Genomic DNA, 15,508 nt, shown 5'->3' with positions numbered 1-15,508 from the left:
CAAACTCTCCGACCTCGGCGTCACCAAAGCCGCCATCCCCGAACTGGTCCAGGGCGCAATCATCGACCCCTCATGCGGAGGGAATCCGATCGAATTGACCGAAGAAAACCTGACAACGCTCTTCAACGCAGCACACTAACAGGCTTGCCGAACCGATCCCTCACCTCTCATACTGGTCGGAGGTGAGGGAGATTTTCATGACGAAAGAGATTGTTCTGATCCACGGTGCTTTTGCCGGACCATGGTGTATGGAGGATTATGCGGGCTTCTTTCGTGCACGTGGCTGGACGGTGCATGCGCCCGCGCTACGCTATCATGGTGGCGACCCCAAGGCAGATCCCGATCCCGGCCTCACCGACACAAGCGTCCTAGATTACGCCAATGACATTTCGGACTTCGTGCAGGGGTTGGATAGCGAACCCGTGCTACTGGGCCATGCGATTGCGGGGGTAGTGGCGCAGAAGGTGGCGTCTCGGGGGTTGGCCAGCGCAATTGTCCTGATCAACCCAAACGCGGCTTGGGGCACATTGCCGGAAACCGACGACGAACGCGCTGTGCCGCGCGCGTTGATGGAGGGTGGGGCGTTCTGGAAACAGCCCATGCGCGTCGATTTCGAACTGATGGCCCCTTTTGCGCTCAACAAGATGCCCGAGGCGCAGCAGCACGAAGTGTTCGACCAGCTTGGCCCCGAAAGCGGGCGGGTGATGTTCGAGATGTTCTTCTGGATGTTCGACGATCACCAAGCGATGAAGGTGGACATCGACAAGGTCGACTGCCCGGTGCTGATTGTTTCAGGCACCGAGGACCGGGCCGTGAACCCCAACACCTGCCGTGCTCTGGCGAAGCTTTACGGAGACCGTGCGACTTTCCTGCCTGTCGACAACCACGCGCATTTTCTGTTCATGGAGCCGGGCTGGGAAGGCCCAGCCGAACAGATTGCCGACTGGTTGGATCGGAATGTTGGGTAAGATGGGGTTTCACCCCATCGTCCCCGCTCCGCTTTAATGGGTTGGAAACCCATCCTACGTCAGTTGTTGGTTTGAAACGTGCTCTGCGGTTTCCAGACCAGAGAGCCATCGTCATTGCGATGACACCGCAGCAGCCGTTCCTCGCGCGTGCTGATGGTTGAGGTTACGGTGTTGTCACCGGTCAGCAGGATGAACGCGTCTGGCGAATAGGCCATCCCGTCATAGTAGCAAAACCGCGTCTCGGCCCCGTCCGGTATGGGCGATGCAGTGCTGAGCATCTGCTGCGCGGGGGCTGCCGAGGCCAGCAGGGTCAGGGCCAGCCCGAGGGTTAGTGTTTTCATGTCGTCCTCCCGTTCGGAAAATTGATCGTGGTTAAATTGGGTCTTGGACGCTCGGAACCTCAAATGTCGTTCTTTGGTGACGGTTTGAGGGTAAGTGTGAACGGGATCAACGGGTTAGGCAAGGGGGCCGTGAGTGCGGTTCGATTTCGGTCGCAGTGACGCACCGAAGTGAGAGAGGTTTAGGAACTTTTCTTCGCTTTCGTTTGCCAAATTGCACCGGCTGCAAAGCCTAGCAACGCTGAAAGTGTTTGGCGGCCCCAATCGGCAGAACTATCGTCTTGCGGGAATGTGATCGTAAAAAAGCTAAAAACCATTATCGCCAAGATCACTGTCACGGACAAAAATACGATCGCTTTTTCTTTGAACCAATGGTTTCGGATTGCGTGCTCTTTGTCTAGAGCTTCGAGCGAACCTTCCGAGTACAATGGAAGTTCGCTCGATTGCTTGCCAATGTCGACGGTTTCAACTTGTTTTTCTTGTACGACAGGCTTGTTCAATGGTCAGCACCAACTTAACCGAAGTTTACGAATTCACGCTCGCGTCGATGCTCAGGAGAATCCTCCCAAGCACCTACATGCATACCTTCGCGGCGAGCGTCTCGGGCGGTGGATAGAAGTTCGATAGCAAGCCTAAAAACCTCGGCCTTGCTTCTTCCCGTTTCCTCGGCAATGCGCTCGATCTCATCTGCCAACCTGCGGGATACATCTACAGTGAAACGAAACTTCGAGTTGTCGTTCCTGTTATTGGATTCGGTTGCCATTTTTGATCTCCTTAGAGACATTACTGTCATTTCTCATGATTATTTATATAGTTTGTTCATTGAGATTTCATTGTGTCATTCTGTCATCTTTTTCATGGTTATGTTTGTTCCTCCCTGTTTTGCGGGCCAATTAGCAATCGATTTGGATCCGCGCAACCCTATTTTCAGTACTTTTCAATGAAAAAGTAAAGAAAAAGTGTTGACCCTATGCGAAAAAACGCATTATTGTGATGATGGGGGATGCAAAAGTGACAAAATATTGAGCGAGCTGCTGAGAATGCTGGAAGCCCAAAAAGAGCCGAAGCACGAAGACTTAAACATGATATCGATCTCTGGTCAGGCCGAGCGAGAATTGGAGGCTTTACCGGAGACGGAGCAGGTTAGAATTTCGGAAGCAATTGCGGAGGTGTATCACAAGATCACCTCTTTTCTTGTCGTTGCTTCTGCTCAAAGCTTCTTGAGTCGAGAGCAGACATTTCAGCTAAATTATCTAACAAATAGCATCCAAACCATTGTTGCAGCCGGCTATCCCGTGAAAGTACAGATTTGTTCCCAGAGCTACGTTTGGACCATAATAGGCGTCGGAGACCCCGGCGCCTTATCTTCGTTTGATGTAGTCAAATTGGTTTAGTTGGCCAAAAGCTAAACATCCAACTCCTCAACAAACCGGGCGTTCTCCTGAATGTATTGGAACCGCAGTTCGGGTTTTTTGCCCATCAGGCGCTCGACCAGGTCGCCGGTCTCGCCGGGTTCGTCCTCGTCGATGGTGACGCGGATCAGCTTGCGCGAGGCCGGGTCCATTGTGGTCTCTTTCAGGTCCTTGGCGTCCATTTCGCCCAGACCTTTGAAGCGTGAGACGTCGATCTTGCCTTTGCCGCCCAGACCTTTTTCAAGCCATTCGTCGCGCTCGGCCTCGTCCAGACAATAGACGCGCTTGGCGCCTTGGGTCAGGCGGTAGAGGGGCGGGCAGGCCAGATAGAGGTGGCCCGCGTCGATCATCGGGCGCATCTGCGTGAAGAAGAACGTCATCAGCAGCGAGGCGATATGCGCCCCGTCCACATCCGCGTCGGTCATGATGATAATCTTGTCATAACGCAGGTCGTCGACATTGAACTTGGTGCCAAGCCCCACACCCAGCGCTTGGGTCAGGTCGTTGATTTCGGCATTGGTACCCAGCTTGGAACTGGCCGCGCCCAGCACGTTCAGAATCTTGCCGCGCAGGGGCAGCAGGGCCTGTGTTTTGCGGTCACGGCCCATTTTGGCGGAGCCACCGGCCGAGTCGCCCTCGACGATGAATAATTCCGTGCCGTCCCGTGTTGAACTACTGCAGTCCACCAACTTGCCGGGGAGACGAAGTTTCTTAGTGGCGGACTTGCGTTGTGTTTCCTTCTCGGCCCGTCGGCGCAGGCGTTCTTCGGCCCTCAGGATGAGGAAGTCGAGGATCGCCCCGGCGGATTTCGTATCAGCCGCCAGCCAGTTATCGAAATGGTCGCGGACCGAGTTTTCGACCAGCCGCTGCGCCTCGACTGTGGCCAGACGGTCTTTGGTTTGGCCGACGAATTCCGGTTCCGAGATAAAGCAGGACACCAGCGCGCAGCCGCCGGTGATCAGGTCGTCACGGGTGATCTGACCTGCTTTCTTGTTGTTGATCAGCTCGCCATAGGCCTTGATCCCCTTGAGGACCGCAGCCCAGAATCCCGCCACATGGGTGCCGCCTTCGGGGGTGGGGACAGTGTTACAGTAGGACTGGATGAACCCGTCGCGTGAAGGCGTCCAGTTGATCGCCCATTCGACTTTGCCGGGGGTGCCGAACTTCTCGTTAAAGTCCACGGTGCCAGCAAAGGGCTGCTCGGCATAGGTCGACGAGCCGTTCATCGTCTCCTTCAGATAGTCCGACAGGCCGCCGGGGAAGTGGAAGGTGGCCTCGGTCGGGGTTTCGCCGTCGTCGATGGCGGATTTCCAGCGGATTTCCACGCCAGAGAACAGGTAGGCCTTTGAACGGATGGATTTGAATAGGCGCGCGGGTTTGAATTTGTGGTGGCCGAAGATGTCCGCGTCGGCGTGAAAAGTCACTGTGGTGCCGCGCCGATTGGGGGCCGCACCGACCTTTTCCGCGGGACCCAACGGGATACCACGCGAGAACCGTTGCTCGAACAGCTGCTTATCCCGCGCCACCTGCACGACCATGGAATCCGACAGGGCATTCACCACCGATGCACCCACACCGTGCAGACCGCCCGAAGTCTGATACGCCTTGCCCGAGAACTTACCGCCTGCGTGCAGGGTACAAAGGATCACCTCCAACGCGGACTTGTCCGGGAATTTCGGGTGGGGGTCGATCGGAATGCCGCGCCCGTTGTCACGAACGGTCAGGGCGTAATCTGCGTGCAGCTCGACCTCTATCCGGTTGGCGTGGCCCGCAACAGCTTCGTCCATTGAGTTGTCGAGTATCTCGGCCACCATATGGTGCAATGCACGCTCATCCGTGCCGCCGATATACATGCCGGGGCGTTTGCGGACCGGTTCCAGACCTTCCAGCACCTCGATGGACGAGGCGTCGTAAGCGGTCGTTGTTTCTGGCGTCAACAGATCGTCGGGCATGGGTGCTGCTCTTGTTTTTGAGTTTCCCCCATTATGGCAGGTGATGTGGTCCGGGGGAAGAGGGACGCGAGGTGTTGTATCAGGTTTGTCGGGGCCAACGGAACCGGAGCGATATTCAGCGCTGTATTGCAGCGCGTTTACAATGACAGCCAGAGAGTTTTGTCTTTAAAGCCACCTCGAACAAGAGAACTTTTCTCAAGCACATCCGAATATTCGTCATCCCAATCACGGAACCGGTCATTTGTGACGATAGCAGCACCGAGATCCCGCGCTACCTGAAGAACCAGCGGGTCGGCAGGAGTACCCTTTGGCGCAACCATCACGTGGCTGCATGGCAACCCAAGCAAAGCCGCAAGGGAACTGTCGTTCATATAGCGATCTGAGATTTTGTATCCTACATTGGCATCAAAGACGACGCCCGGTGTCCGCCCCTTTGTCTTCAACTCGTCGACAACCTCGCGCACTGTGGCGATATTTGGAACACCGCCTTTCCAGTGCAAAACATTTGATCCATCGACGACAGCCCAGTTTTTCGAAGTTTTGAGCCGGCGTAGCCTTTTTCCGAACAGCAGCAGCAAACTTGCCAATGCGCACGGTCCTGTCAGCAATAACCAATCTGAGAACGCTGGATTGAACATAGCTAAAGCAGAGCCAAAACAAGACAGGGCAAAAATACAGATGAGAGGGCGCACAGTTGAAAAGTCTTTGGTCAGAAAGTTGTTTCAATAGGGACGTAGCAGACAGTAGGGGTGGCTGCCCAGCATATATCAGTGATGCAAAACAGATTGATATTAAACCGCGAGCTTTCCAAGGTCTCGTCATGTTTCGAAATCCCGTTTAGGCTTTGTTCCGGAAGCAGAAATTAGGGAGCAGAAGAATTGAGCTGGATCAGAACCATTCCATTCGAAGAGGCGACGGGAAAGCTGAGGAGGCTTTATGACCGGGTCACCGGGCCGGACAACAATGTGGACAATATCATGATGGCGCACAGCCTGCGGCCGCATTCGATGGAAGGCCATATGGCGATGTATAAGGCCGTACTGCATCACTCGGGCAACAAGATACCGAAGTGGTTTCTTGAAGTGCTGGGCGTGTGGGTCAGCTCTCTGAACCGGTGCGGGTATTGCGTAGAACATCACTTTTCCGGATTGCAGCGGTTGCTGCAGGATGAGGTGCGCGGCAATGCGATCCGTGCGGCGATTGAGGCGCGTGATCCGGCCTCGGCCCCGCTGGACGCGGCACAGGTCGAAGCGATGAGATATGCGCGCAAGCTGACCGAGGCACCCGGTGATCTGACCGAGGCGGACGTGATCGCTCTGCGAGAGGCGGGGTGGGAAGATGGCGAGATTCTGGAGATCAATCAGGTGTGTTCTTATTTCTCCTATGCGAACAGAACCGTTTTGGGTTTGGGGTGTTCGACTGACGGAGACGTTTTGGGCTTGTCGCCGAACAACTCGGACAATCCTGATGATTGGGGACATCGGTAAGTGCGGGGCTGGCCGCTCCCCCCTAGGTATTTTGGGATCATGTAAAGAACGGGCATAGGCTTGTTCTTTGACGCCCCGATAAAACCTATGTCAATTTGACACCAATCAAAGCGCGCCGTGTGACAATCGGCTAAGCATCTCCTCGACAGTGAAACCGAGGAGAACATGTATGGATGCGGCACCCCAGATCAAACAAAAATCATCTCAGATCAAAGCTGTAACTGACCTGAAGGCGGATGCCTCGGCACCAACATCCGAGAAAATCCGGCAAGCTTTTGAGAGCGGCAAATACCCTTATGGCCGCAAGATGGCACGCAAGGATTACGAGGCGCAAAAGGCCGAGCTGCAGGCAGAGTTGCTGAAGGTTCAACTGTGGGCGCAGGAGACCGGGCAGCGGTTTGTGCTGTTGTTCGAGGGCCGCGACGCCGCGGGCAAGGGTGGGACCATCAAGCGGTTCATGGAGCATCTGAACCCGCGTCAGGCGCGTGTGGTCGCATTGAACAAGCCGACGGATGAGGAGAAGGGGCAGTGGTATTACCAACGTTATGTGCAGCAGCTGCCCACCGTGGGCGAGATGGTGTTTTATGATCGGTCCTGGTACAACCGTGCGGGCGTCGAGCGGGTGATGGGCTTCTGCTCACCCAATGAGTATCTGGAATTCATGCGGCAGACGCCCGAGTTGGAGCGGATGCTGGTGCGCTCGGGCATTCAACTTTATAAGTACTGGTTCTCGGTCACGCAGGAAGAGCAGCAGCGGCGCTTTGGGAGTCGTGAAACTGATCCGTTGAAGCAATGGAAACTGTCACCGATTGACAAGGCTAGCCTGAGCAAATGGGATGATTATACCGAGGCGAAAGAGGCGATGTTCTTCTACACCGACACCGCTGATGCGCCCTGGACGATTGTCAAATCCAACGACAAGAAACGCGCGCGTCTGAACTGCATGCGGCATTTCCTGTCGACGCTGGACTACCCGGACAAAGACCTCAGGATCGTTGGTGAGCCTGATCCGTTGATAGTTGGGCAGGCGCATCACGTAATTCATAACTCGGACCACATTCTGGGGACAGCGCTGCATCCTGACGCGAAGATCGGCTGAAAATCGATAAACTGTAAAGCCGTTGCACCAAAGGTGATGGCTTTCGTCGCTTTGTTCTTGCGAGTCTCATTATGAAATAAGTTTGTTCCGCTCTTGTCTCGGGCAGCGCGCAAGCCTAAGGCTGGCGGAATGAACAATGTGATGACATATCCCGGCCATTTGCGCGCAATCGCGGTGCTGGGCCTGCCATTGATTGGCGGGCATCTGGCACAGTATGCGATTGGTTTGACCGATACCGTCATGCTAGGTTGGTACGGGGTCGAGGCGTTGGCTGCCGTGACGCTGGCCAACAGCTATTACTTCGTCCTGTTCCTGTTTGGTGCCGGGTTTGGGTGGGCCGTAATGCCAATGGTGGCGACCGCTGCCGCCGAGGAGAATGAGACCAGCATTCGCCGCTCCACTCGTATGGGTCTGTGGCTATCACTGATCTATGCGACGGTGATGATGCCCCTTTTGTGGTGGTCCCATCCGATCCTGATTGCTTTGAAGCAAGAGCCGCAAGTCGCTGAAACTGCGTCAGTATACCTGCGGGTCGCGGGGTGGGGCTTGTTCCCGGCGCTGTTGGTGATGGTCCTGAAGTCCTATTTGGCCGCACTTGAGCGGACGCAGATTGTGCTGTGGATCACGATTGTTGCAGCTGTGGTCAATGGCGTGACCAACTATGCGCTGATCTTCGGAAACTGGGGCGCGCCCGAACTTGGGGTGATTGGTGCGGCTATCGCGTCAGTGGTGACGCAGATCGTATCATTGGTGGCGGTCGTGATCTATGCGGTGCGTGCGTTGCCGGAACACAGCTTGTTTCAGCGGTTTTGGCGCCCGGATTGGGAGATGTTCATGAGCGTGCTGCGTTTGGGCGTTCCCATCGGTCTGACGACACTGGCGGAGGTGTCGTTGTTCGCGATCTCTGCTGTCATGATGGGCTGGTTGGGTCCAGTGCCGCTGGCAGCTCACGGGATTGCGTTAAACCTCGCCTCGGCGACGTTCATGGTTCATTTGGGCCTGTCTAATGTGGCAACTATTCGGGCGGGCAACGCGTTGGGTCGACGGGATCGGGCGCATCTTGAGAAAGGCGCGATTACGGTGACCGGGATGTCGTTGATCGTGTCGGTCTTGACGATTGTTCTATTCCTGACATGCGCTGAGCCCCTGATCTCGCTGTTTATGGAGGCCGATGATCCGCAGCGGCCACAGATCCTGCTAATCGGCACTGGCCTGCTGGCGATGGCTGCTTTGTTCCAGCTGGTCGATGGGGCGCAGGTCATCGCACTAGGCCTGTTGCGAGGTTTGCAGGATGCAAAAATACCGATGGTGATGGCCGCACTCAGCTATTGGGTGATCGGTATCCCCGCTTCGTACTATTTCGGCTTTGTTCAAGGTATGGAGGGGATCGGAGTCTGGCTTGGCCTCGTGACTGGCCTCGCTTGTGCTGCCGTATTGTTGATGGCGCGCTTCTGGCTAAGGTCGGTGCGCGATGTAGGAGAAGTTCCCGCCTAGGGGATCATTCTTTGCTCATCCGGTCGGATTTCTTTCGAACAAGTACCGACCGCAAGTCGTGCATTGCCATTAGCAATGGGTCGGTCACGTCCTCTAATTGCGCATCCGTTGCTTTAGACTGGGCCCATTGCGTGGTCAGATTCAGGTAGTCAACCGCACGGTGTATATCATCCATATCGCGGCGGGATAGCAGGGCTTTGCGCTCTTCCATCCAGCGCGCGATTTCATCGTTGTCGGCGTCGCTTAGTACACGCTGGCCCTGCGGTTTGACCTCGCCATTGCGGATGTTGATGACCGCGATCTGTTCCATCTCGATCCGGCGATGGCGGTTTTCCGTGTCGATCCTGAACACCGCTGCCCCATTTTCGCGCACGCGGAAATAGTATTCAGGCAGGGCTGTGGACATAACAAACTCCGGAATCAGGTGAGCGCGGCGCAAAAACGTTGGATGCGTGTGCAGGCTTCAGTCAGGGCTTCATCAGAGGTCGCATAGCTGACGCGGAAATTGGGCGACAGACCAAAAGCTGCGCCAAACACCACCGCCACGTCGGCCTCTTCCAGCAGGGCGATTGCGAAGGTTTCGTCCGAATCTATCACGGTGCCCGCGGGTGTGGTTTTCCCGATCAAGCCTGCGATTGATGGATAGACGTAGAACGCGCCTTCGGGTGTCGGGCACGAGATACCGTCGATTTGGCTGAGCATGTCGACGACCAGATCGCGACGGCGTTTGAAGATCTCATTATTCGGCGCAAGGAATGCTTGAGTTCCATTCAGAGCCTCGACTGCTGCCCATTGGCTGACCGAACTGGGATTCGAAGTTGATTGAGATTGCACCTTGCGCATCGCGGCGATCAACTCGACCGGGCCTGCCGCATAGCCAATACGCCAACCGGTCATGGCATAGGCTTTGGAGACGCCATTGCAGGTCAGCGTCCGATCATAAAGTCTCGGTTCCACCTGTGCGGGCGTGCAGAACTCGAACCCGTCATAGGCCAGGTGCTCATACATATCATCGGTCATCACCCAAACATGCGGATGCCGCATCAGGACATCTGTCAGTTCTTTCAGTTCAGCCCGGCTATAGCCCGCTCCGGTGGGATTCGAGGGTGAGTTGAAGATGAACCATTTCGTTTTAGGTGTGATTGCGGCTTCCAGTTGATCCGCTGTCAGTTTGAAATTGGTCTGCAGCGAAGTTTCGACGATCACTGGTGTGCCACCGGCCAGTAACACCATGTCCGGGTAGCTGACCCAATAGGGCGCGGGGATGAGGACCTCATCGCCCTCGTTCAGCGTAGCCATCAGCGCGTTGTAAAGCGTCTGCTTACCCCCGGTCCCGACCGAGACCTGAGCGGGCGTATAGTCCAATCCGTGGTCACGCTTCATCTTGGCGCAAACCGCCTGTTTTAGCTCGGGGATGCCGTCCGGAGCAGTGTATTTGGTCTTGCCCGCAGCGATGGCGGCCACGGCGGCGTCCTTGATGTTCTGCGGCGTGTCGAAATCGGGCTCGCCTGCGCTCAGCCCGATCACATCGCGCCCGGCGGCCTTCAGCTCGGCTGCTTTGGACGTCATCGCGATGGTGGGCGAGGGTTTTACGCGTGACAGTGTCGCAGACAGGAAACTCATGGTCGGCCTCGGTTTGTATGTTCAGCCCGACTGTCATAGGGTGCGCCGAAATAACGATCAAGCCAATTGAGTTTTACCCTTTGGAGACCCCGATGAACGACGAAACAGACTGGTTCGGACCGGACACCGCAACCTTCGGGGATCGCGTTGCTGGCGCACGCGAAGCCGCAGGCATGACGCAGACCCAATTGGCCCGCAGGCTTGGTGTCAAAAAAGCCACGATCACCTCGTGGGAAGATGATTTGTCGGAACCCCGCGCGAACAAGCTGTCGATGATGGCGGGGCTACTGAATGTCTCGATCATGTGGCTTCTGACGGGCGAGGGCGACGGCATGGACGAAACAAGCCTGCATGGCGATACGGACTCGGAATTGCGCGATCTTGTTGCAGAGCTACGCACGATCCGAGGTGAGATGCGAGCCAACTCCGAGCGTCTGGCTCGCGTCGAAAAAGCGCTGCGTCTGAAATTGGAACGCAATCAATGACCGAGCCGCGCGAGACCCGGATCAAGCGCATGAAAATGCGTTCGATGCGGCGGGGCATCAAAGAGATGGATTTGATCCTGACGGCATATGCCGATCGCAATCTGCCTTCGATGGACGAGGCGGGATTGGACACATACGATGCCTTGCTGCATGAAAATGATCAGGACCTTTATCAATGGGTCACTGGTCAGGCCAGCCCGCCGGAACCGCTGGCCGAATTGATCGCGGATATCGCGCAAACCTTTCAAAAATAAGCAATCATCAGGCTTAACCGATTTTTCGGGAATTCGCGTCATGTTTTCAGAAACAGCGCGATGAATCGGAGGATTGAATGAGTATGGAGTTACAGGTCACCGCGCCCGGGACCAAGGGGTTCATGACGAGCTATCTTGAGGCGTTGGCGCTGGTCGAGCGTCTGCATCGCTTGCTTCTGGACGTTATCAAGGATGAATTCGAGCGTGTCGGCGTACTTGAGATCAACGCGGTGCAGGCTCTGCTGTTGTTCAACATAGGCGACCATGAAGTAACCGCCGGAGAGTTGAAGAGCCGTGGTTACTATCAAGGCAGCAATGTCAGCTACAATCTTAAGAAACTGGTCGAGATGGGCTATATGCACCATCAACGATGCGAGATTGACCGCCGCTCGGTACGGGTACGCCTGACGCCGCGTGGGCGTGAGATTCGCGATATCGTGTCAGACCTGTTCGCCCGCCATGCAGAAGGGCTGCAAAACCGCGGCGTGATCGGGACCGATGGGATTGAAGAGATCACCGGTTCACTGCGTCGGGTCGAACGATATTGGACCGATCAGATTCGGTATATCTACTGATAGCTTTGATGGCTGAGTTTGGGAGAGCGACAGACCTTCAAGCTCACGGATCAGTTTACGTGTCATCGCATCTTCATAGGCTTCGAAGCCAAGGGCGACTTCGACGAAAGCATCGGGGCCTCGGATGACCCACGCGTGGTAATAAGCAGATAGCTCCCCAATTTCTACCTGGCGGGTGTCTCCTGGATTGGGGTCGTCGATACCGATTACAAGGGCATTGATTGTAATATCAGTGTTTTGCAGAGTGGCTTTTATGTCCCGCGGGTGATGTCCGAGATTGTGCTTACCATCACCGGACAGATCCAGTGTTCGCCGCCAGCAATCGCTTTGGCTCTCCAACATCTCAGCACCGTACAACATGGCCGACCCGACCGCCGTTCCCTGCGGCGCTGATGAGCGTGTTGTGCTTTCTAAATGTTGCTGAATTCGACGCAGATCAGCAGTCGAGCGAACATCTGTCCAACCAAGCAAGAGGCGTTGGTGGCCAGGTTCGCTCCATTCGTAGATAGCGATCCGTACAAAGGTGGACGGGTTTGAAAGGATCAGTTGAACCACCTCGGGATGGCGCAACGCCGCCGCAAGGCCACTAAGTTGCAACCTGTACTCACGACTGTCGACCGAACCAGAGACATCCATTCCCAACGCCAAGGCCTGTCGACATTGCGCTGAAAGCGGGTTGGCCAGCAGGCAAAGAAGTGTCACACACAGGCGGATCATTTCGCATTATCCGGTTGCAACGCACTAAGTTCCAATCCTTTCAATTCCCGTTCCAGTTTGCGACGCATGGCACGCTCAAAATCTTCGAACCCAGCGGCGATCTCAAGAAAAGCTCCGGGTCCGTGTAGAACATTTTTCTGAAAGAACGGGATCAAGTCGATTTCTCCTTCGAAATCAGCTGCATTGATCACCAGACCATTCACGGTCGTGTTTTCGAACGGAAAGTGTTTGTAAGCGATCTGTGGCCCGTAGCCATCGTTGTTCTTGCCATCGCCCGAGATATCGATGGTTTGGAACAGACAATTCGGGGCGCTCTCCAGCAAGGTCGCCCCAAAAGCCAGTGCGTGACCCATCGCAGTTGGAAACTCGTCTTCCGATCGCTTCGATGTCCCGATCCGATGCGCGGCGGAGATCAAATTGGCCCGAGTATCGATTATCGTCCAATCCAAAAGCAATGTCTGGTTGAAACTGCCGGACCATTCATAGACGGCTAATGCAACCGGTTGAGGTGAAAGGAAGAAAGCCTCCTGCACCTCGGGCGCAATCAATGCGTTGGCCAGCCCCTGTCGTTGCAGCGCATCCTCGGTCGCGTCCACCGAGGTCGAGATGTCCATGGCCAGCGCCAGCGCCAGGCGGCAGGTCTCGGCCCAAAGGGGGCTGCCCGTGACAGCCAGCCCCAGCGCTCCCAGCCAGCGGATCACCAGTGGCCGGTGCTTTCCATGCTAGACCAAGGCTCTGCCGGGGCTAACGCTTCACCATTTTGCAGCAACTCGATCGAGACATTGTCGGGCGAGCGAACGAACGCCATACGCCCGTCGCGTGGCGGGCGGTTGATCACGACGCCATTGTCCTGAAGATGCTGGCAGGTCTCGTAAATGTTGTCGACGCCATAGGCGAGGTGCCCGAAATGGCGGCTGTCGCTTGGCAGTGCGTCGTCGCCATCCCAGTTGTATGTAAGTTCAATGGGCGCGTCCTCTTGTCCCGGTGGGGCGAGGAATACCAGTGTGAACCGCGCAGCCTCGCTTTCATAACGACGCGTTTCCTTCAGGCCCAATAGTTCATAAAACGCTATGGATTTCTCAAGATCCTTCACGCGGACCATGGTGTGGAGATATGTCAGCCCCATCGCGACTTTCCTTGCATTGGTTGTGATGCCAAGCACCTTAGCGCGCCTTCATCCCATGTCGAGGGGCTGGCCGGACACAATTCCGATTTAGCGCAATGCGCCGCACATATCGCGGTTCCGATGGCAAGCTTGCCGATATATAGTGGTCGGCGACTCATTGCTGGAAAGGATAATTTCATGCCTCTGTCTGCCGACCAACTGGCCGAGATCGAAGCTCAGCGCGCACAGTCGAGCCCGACCCGCCGCGTCGTTGCCGAAGGTATGGAAGATCATCTGTACACGGCGCATCAGGTTCTGGATCACGGATTTGTCCGCGTTATCGACTATATGGGCGACGATGCTGCGATCTGTCAGGCCGCGCGTGTTTCCTACGGCAAAGGCACCAAGTCGGTGCAAAATGATGAAGGTCTGATCCGCTATCTGATGCGCCACTGGCATTCGACCCCGTTTGAAATGTGCGAGATCAAGTTGCACGTCAAACTGCCCGTATTCGTAGCCCGCCAGTGGATCCGCCACCGCACGGCGAATGTGAACGAATATTCGGCGCGGTATTCGATCCTGGATCGAGAGTTCTATATCCCGGCACCCGAACATGTCGCCGCGCAATCCGAGGTTAACAATCAGGGCCGTGGAGACACATTGCAAGGCGAAGAGGCCGCGCGCGTGTTGGAGATACTGAAAGCGGACAGTGCGCGCTGCTATGACAACTACGAGGCGATGATCGGTCAGGACGGCCAGCAAGGGCTTGCGCGTGAACTGGCGCGGATGAACCTTCCAGCCAACATTTATACGCAATGGTATTGGAAGGTGGACTTGCACAACTTGTTCCACTTCTTGCGTCTGCGTGCCGACCCGCACGCGCAGTACGAAATCCGCGTTTACGCAGATACCATGTGCAAGATTGTCGCCGACTGGGTACCGTTTGCCTACCGCGCGTTTGAGGACTACCGCCTTGGCGCAGTCAACCTCTCGGCGCAGATGGTGACCTGCTTGCGTCGGATGCTCAGCGGTGAAGATGTCACTCAGGAAAACTCAGGCATGACCGCACGGGAATGGCGTGAGTTTGAGGCTGTTATCCGAGAGGGTTGATTCAACAGAAAACCGAGCACGTCCCAAGGTGGGCGCGTTCACTAGGGTTTGCGGTTAACGGCCTGAAATTGGCCGTCAACCTTCTTTTATCTTTCCCGCCGGGGCGGGCTGTGCCTTACAGCGGCTTCAAATCAGCAGCCATTTGGCGGCCGTCACGTCCGTCCTGCAACTCGTACGAGACTTTCTGATTGTCAGCGAGTCCGGTCAGACCGGATCGTTCTACGGCCGAGATATGAACAAACACATCTTTGCCCCCTTCGTCGGGCGCAATAAAACCATAGCCTTTGGTTGTATTAAACCATTTCACGGTGCCGGTTGGCATTTCCCGTGTCTCCTTCTACTTACAAGTTGTCCCACAAATTGGTGGGGGCCTTGGCTGGCAAAACCGCCACACGTCACTGTTCGCCCTCACGATACAGCCCGGGTCGCGTGTTTCGCCTTTTTCAACATTACACGGTGAAGTAAAAAATCAAGAATAACTGGGGCAGCCTGATGGGTTTGTCTAAATTTGCAGCGATTACAGGATTAGTTAGATAATGCAGCTATATGGGTTAAAAACTTGCGATACGTGCCGTAAGGCATTGAAACTGCTTCCAGATGCGGTTTTCGTTGATGTCCGCGCACAAGGGGTTCCCGAAAATGTGCTGTCCGAGGCGTACGAGACTTTCGGCAAAGCCTTGCTCAATACGCGATCAACAACCTGGCGGGGATTGGATGATGACACACGCAATCGACCGGTGCTCGCGCTGTTGGCTGATCATCCGACCCTGATGAAACGCCCACTGATAGTATCCAATGGTCAGATGTATCTGGGCTGGACGCCTGAAACCCGTCAGGCCCTTGGTGTTGCCTGAAGAACTGCTTATGTGACACGGGCAACAAGCGGAGA

Annotated in this window: 21 protein-coding genes and 1 pseudogene; 11 read left to right on the top strand and 11 right to left on the bottom strand. The window is 55.6% G+C overall.

Annotated features, from left to right (window positions below; genetic code table 11):
* Nucleotides 1-139, top strand: a pseudogene (locus tag ACRZ96_RS05175) (iron-containing alcohol dehydrogenase); the annotation flags it as partial.
* A gap of 58 nt (nt 140-197) precedes the next feature.
* Complete coding sequence (locus tag ACRZ96_RS05170) at nt 198-968, top strand: alpha/beta hydrolase (protein ID WP_480771332.1); 771 nt, start codon at nt 198-200, stop codon at nt 966-968.
* Between the two features lie 59 nt (nt 969-1,027).
* Here the strand turns inward: ACRZ96_RS05170 and ACRZ96_RS05165 are convergent, their stop codons facing one another.
* The 3 genes from ACRZ96_RS05165 to ACRZ96_RS05155 all read right to left on the bottom strand — a co-directional run bounded on the left by ACRZ96_RS05165 (nt 1,028) and on the right by ACRZ96_RS05155 (nt 2,069).
* Nucleotides 1,028-1,309 (bottom strand): hypothetical protein, encoded by a 282-nt coding sequence (locus tag ACRZ96_RS05165; RefSeq protein WP_170420982.1) that lies wholly within the window; start codon nt 1,307-1,309, stop codon nt 1,028-1,030.
* 179 nt (nt 1,310-1,488) lie between these two features.
* Nucleotides 1,489-1,806, bottom strand: coding sequence for a hypothetical protein (locus ACRZ96_RS05160; RefSeq protein ID WP_480771333.1), 318 nt, complete (start codon nt 1,804-1,806; stop codon nt 1,489-1,491).
* Between the two features lie 14 nt (nt 1,807-1,820).
* The gene (locus ACRZ96_RS05155; RefSeq protein WP_480771334.1) at nt 1,821-2,069 is read right to left on the bottom strand and encodes a ribbon-helix-helix protein, CopG family; all 249 of its coding nucleotides are present in this window, start codon (nt 2,067-2,069) and stop codon (nt 1,821-1,823) included.
* Between the two features lie 277 nt (nt 2,070-2,346).
* Here ACRZ96_RS05155 and ACRZ96_RS05150 point away from each other — a divergent pair, with 277 nt between their 5' ends.
* Nucleotides 2,347-2,700 (top strand): hypothetical protein, encoded by a 354-nt coding sequence (locus ACRZ96_RS05150; protein ID WP_480814285.1) that lies wholly within the window; start codon nt 2,347-2,349, stop codon nt 2,698-2,700.
* An 11-nt stretch (nt 2,701-2,711) separates the two neighbouring features.
* On the opposite strand, the gene parE is transcribed toward ACRZ96_RS05150, so the two are convergent.
* Complete coding sequence (gene parE / locus ACRZ96_RS05145; RefSeq protein ID WP_480814284.1) at nt 2,712-4,670, bottom strand: DNA topoisomerase IV subunit B; 1,959 nt, start codon at nt 4,668-4,670, stop codon at nt 2,712-2,714.
* Between the two features lie 137 nt (nt 4,671-4,807).
* Nucleotides 4,808-5,257: an NYN domain-containing protein gene (locus ACRZ96_RS05140; RefSeq protein WP_480584625.1), complete on the bottom strand. Its 450-nt coding sequence runs from the start codon at nt 5,255-5,257 to the stop codon at nt 4,808-4,810.
* 291 nt (nt 5,258-5,548) lie between these two features.
* Here ACRZ96_RS05140 and ACRZ96_RS05135 point away from each other — a divergent pair, with 291 nt between their 5' ends.
* From ACRZ96_RS05135 to ACRZ96_RS05125, 3 genes are all read left to right on the top strand, one after another.
* Entirely contained in the window at nt 5,549-6,157 is a 609-nt protein-coding gene (locus ACRZ96_RS05135) for a carboxymuconolactone decarboxylase family protein (protein WP_480814283.1), read from the top strand.
* Between the two features lie 169 nt (nt 6,158-6,326).
* Nucleotides 6,327-7,256: a polyphosphate kinase 2 gene (ppk2, locus tag ACRZ96_RS05130; protein ID WP_170404818.1), complete on the top strand. Its 930-nt coding sequence runs from the start codon at nt 6,327-6,329 to the stop codon at nt 7,254-7,256.
* A 129-nt stretch (nt 7,257-7,385) separates the two neighbouring features.
* The gene (locus tag ACRZ96_RS05125; protein ID WP_480814282.1) at nt 7,386-8,750 is read left to right on the top strand and encodes an MATE family efflux transporter; all 1,365 of its coding nucleotides are present in this window, start codon (nt 7,386-7,388) and stop codon (nt 8,748-8,750) included.
* Nucleotides 8,751-8,754: 4 nt separating this feature from the next.
* Here ACRZ96_RS05125 and ACRZ96_RS05120 read toward each other — a convergent pair whose 3' ends face one another.
* A complete protein-coding gene (locus ACRZ96_RS05120) occupies nt 8,755-9,156 on the bottom strand; it encodes a hypothetical protein (RefSeq protein ID WP_170404825.1) in 402 nt (133 codons plus the stop codon).
* A 14-nt stretch (nt 9,157-9,170) separates the two neighbouring features.
* Nucleotides 9,171-10,373, bottom strand: a complete 1,203-nt coding sequence (locus tag ACRZ96_RS05115) for a pyridoxal phosphate-dependent aminotransferase (protein WP_170420989.1) — start codon at nt 10,371-10,373, stop codon at nt 9,171-9,173.
* A gap of 92 nt (nt 10,374-10,465) precedes the next feature.
* On the opposite strand from ACRZ96_RS05115, the gene ACRZ96_RS05110 reads away from it, so the two are divergent.
* The 3 genes from ACRZ96_RS05110 (at nt 10,466) to ACRZ96_RS05100 (ending at nt 11,687) form a co-directional block, all read left to right on the top strand.
* On the top strand, nt 10,466-10,858 hold the full coding sequence (locus ACRZ96_RS05110) for a helix-turn-helix domain-containing protein (protein WP_170393655.1): 393 nt from the start codon (nt 10,466-10,468) through the stop codon (nt 10,856-10,858).
* Nucleotides 10,855-11,112, top strand: coding sequence for a succinate dehydrogenase assembly factor 2 (locus ACRZ96_RS05105; RefSeq protein ID WP_170563461.1), 258 nt, complete (start codon nt 10,855-10,857; stop codon nt 11,110-11,112). The genes ACRZ96_RS05110 and ACRZ96_RS05105 overlap by 4 nt, the downstream gene beginning before the upstream one ends.
* Nucleotides 11,113-11,189: 77 nt before the next feature.
* Nucleotides 11,190-11,687 (top strand): MarR family winged helix-turn-helix transcriptional regulator, encoded by a 498-nt coding sequence (locus tag ACRZ96_RS05100; protein WP_170393651.1) that lies wholly within the window; start codon nt 11,190-11,192, stop codon nt 11,685-11,687.
* Here ACRZ96_RS05100 and ACRZ96_RS05095 read toward each other — a convergent pair.
* The 3 genes from ACRZ96_RS05095 to ACRZ96_RS05085 are packed head-to-tail and all read right to left on the bottom strand — an operon-like array spanning nt 11,634 to nt 13,530.
* Nucleotides 11,634-12,404, bottom strand: coding sequence for a DUF1194 domain-containing protein (locus tag ACRZ96_RS05095; RefSeq protein WP_480704430.1), 771 nt, complete (start codon nt 12,402-12,404; stop codon nt 11,634-11,636). The two genes, ACRZ96_RS05100 and ACRZ96_RS05095, sit on opposite strands and share 54 nt — an antisense overlap.
* On the bottom strand, nt 12,401-13,105 hold the full coding sequence (locus ACRZ96_RS05090) for a DUF1194 domain-containing protein (protein ID WP_170510742.1): 705 nt from the start codon (nt 13,103-13,105) through the stop codon (nt 12,401-12,403). The genes ACRZ96_RS05095 and ACRZ96_RS05090 overlap by 4 nt, the downstream gene beginning before the upstream one ends.
* Nucleotides 13,102-13,530 (bottom strand): VOC family protein, encoded by a 429-nt coding sequence (locus ACRZ96_RS05085; protein WP_170393645.1) that lies wholly within the window; start codon nt 13,528-13,530, stop codon nt 13,102-13,104. The genes ACRZ96_RS05090 and ACRZ96_RS05085 overlap by 4 nt, the downstream gene beginning before the upstream one ends.
* Before the next feature lie 177 nt (nt 13,531-13,707).
* On the opposite strand from ACRZ96_RS05085, the gene thyX reads away from it, so the two are divergent.
* On the top strand, nt 13,708-14,619 hold the full coding sequence (gene thyX / locus ACRZ96_RS05080; RefSeq protein ID WP_170393643.1) for an FAD-dependent thymidylate synthase: 912 nt from the start codon (nt 13,708-13,710) through the stop codon (nt 14,617-14,619).
* Nucleotides 14,620-14,734: 115 nt separating this feature from the next.
* On the opposite strand, the gene ACRZ96_RS05075 is transcribed toward thyX, so the two are convergent.
* Nucleotides 14,735-14,941 (bottom strand): cold-shock protein, encoded by a 207-nt coding sequence (locus tag ACRZ96_RS05075; protein WP_008758035.1) that lies wholly within the window; start codon nt 14,939-14,941, stop codon nt 14,735-14,737.
* Nucleotides 14,942-15,155: 214 nt separating this feature from the next.
* Here ACRZ96_RS05075 and ACRZ96_RS05070 point away from each other — a divergent pair, with 214 nt between their 5' ends.
* Nucleotides 15,156-15,473 (top strand): arsenate reductase family protein, encoded by a 318-nt coding sequence (locus tag ACRZ96_RS05070; RefSeq protein ID WP_170422413.1) that lies wholly within the window; start codon nt 15,156-15,158, stop codon nt 15,471-15,473.
* The last annotated feature ends 35 nt before the right edge of the window (nt 15,474-15,508 follow it).

The organism is Ruegeria sp. CF1 (assembly GCF_056537445.1).
Note: the sequence above shows the minus strand (reverse complement) of the source record. Positions and strands in the feature narration are given on the sequence as shown.

Excerpts from the sequence above, each read along its gene's own strand:
- ACRZ96_RS05170 (WP_480771332.1), top strand. The coding sequence starts at position 198 with ATGACGAAAGAGATTGTTCTGATCCACGGTGCTTTTGCCGGACCATGG.
- ACRZ96_RS05165 (WP_170420982.1), bottom strand. The coding sequence starts at position 1,309 with ATGAAAACACTAACCCTCGGGCTGGCCCTGACCCTGCTGGCCTCGGCA.
- ACRZ96_RS05155 (WP_480771334.1), bottom strand. The coding sequence starts at position 2,069 with ATGGCAACCGAATCCAATAACAGGAACGACAACTCGAAGTTTCGTTTC.
- ACRZ96_RS05150 (WP_480814285.1), top strand. The coding sequence starts at position 2,347 with ATGCTGGAAGCCCAAAAAGAGCCGAAGCACGAAGACTTAAACATGATA.
- parE (WP_480814284.1), bottom strand. The coding sequence starts at position 4,670 with ATGCCCGACGATCTGTTGACGCCAGAAACAACGACCGCTTACGACGCC.
- ppk2 (WP_170404818.1), top strand. The coding sequence starts at position 6,327 with ATGGATGCGGCACCCCAGATCAAACAAAAATCATCTCAGATCAAAGCT.
- ACRZ96_RS05125 (WP_480814282.1), top strand. The coding sequence starts at position 7,386 with ATGAACAATGTGATGACATATCCCGGCCATTTGCGCGCAATCGCGGTG.
- ACRZ96_RS05120 (WP_170404825.1), bottom strand. The coding sequence starts at position 9,156 with ATGTCCACAGCCCTGCCTGAATACTATTTCCGCGTGCGCGAAAATGGG.
- ACRZ96_RS05115 (WP_170420989.1), bottom strand. The coding sequence starts at position 10,373 with ATGAGTTTCCTGTCTGCGACACTGTCACGCGTAAAACCCTCGCCCACC.
- ACRZ96_RS05110 (WP_170393655.1), top strand. The coding sequence starts at position 10,466 with ATGAACGACGAAACAGACTGGTTCGGACCGGACACCGCAACCTTCGGG.
- ACRZ96_RS05105 (WP_170563461.1), top strand. The coding sequence starts at position 10,855 with ATGACCGAGCCGCGCGAGACCCGGATCAAGCGCATGAAAATGCGTTCG.
- ACRZ96_RS05100 (WP_170393651.1), top strand. The coding sequence starts at position 11,190 with ATGAGTATGGAGTTACAGGTCACCGCGCCCGGGACCAAGGGGTTCATG.
- ACRZ96_RS05095 (WP_480704430.1), bottom strand. The coding sequence starts at position 12,404 with ATGATCCGCCTGTGTGTGACACTTCTTTGCCTGCTGGCCAACCCGCTT.
- ACRZ96_RS05085 (WP_170393645.1), bottom strand. The coding sequence starts at position 13,530 with ATGGGGCTGACATATCTCCACACCATGGTCCGCGTGAAGGATCTTGAG.
- thyX (WP_170393643.1), top strand. The coding sequence starts at position 13,708 with ATGCCTCTGTCTGCCGACCAACTGGCCGAGATCGAAGCTCAGCGCGCA.
- ACRZ96_RS05075 (WP_008758035.1), bottom strand. The coding sequence starts at position 14,941 with ATGCCAACCGGCACCGTGAAATGGTTTAATACAACCAAAGGCTATGGT.
- ACRZ96_RS05070 (WP_170422413.1), top strand. The coding sequence starts at position 15,156 with ATGCAGCTATATGGGTTAAAAACTTGCGATACGTGCCGTAAGGCATTG.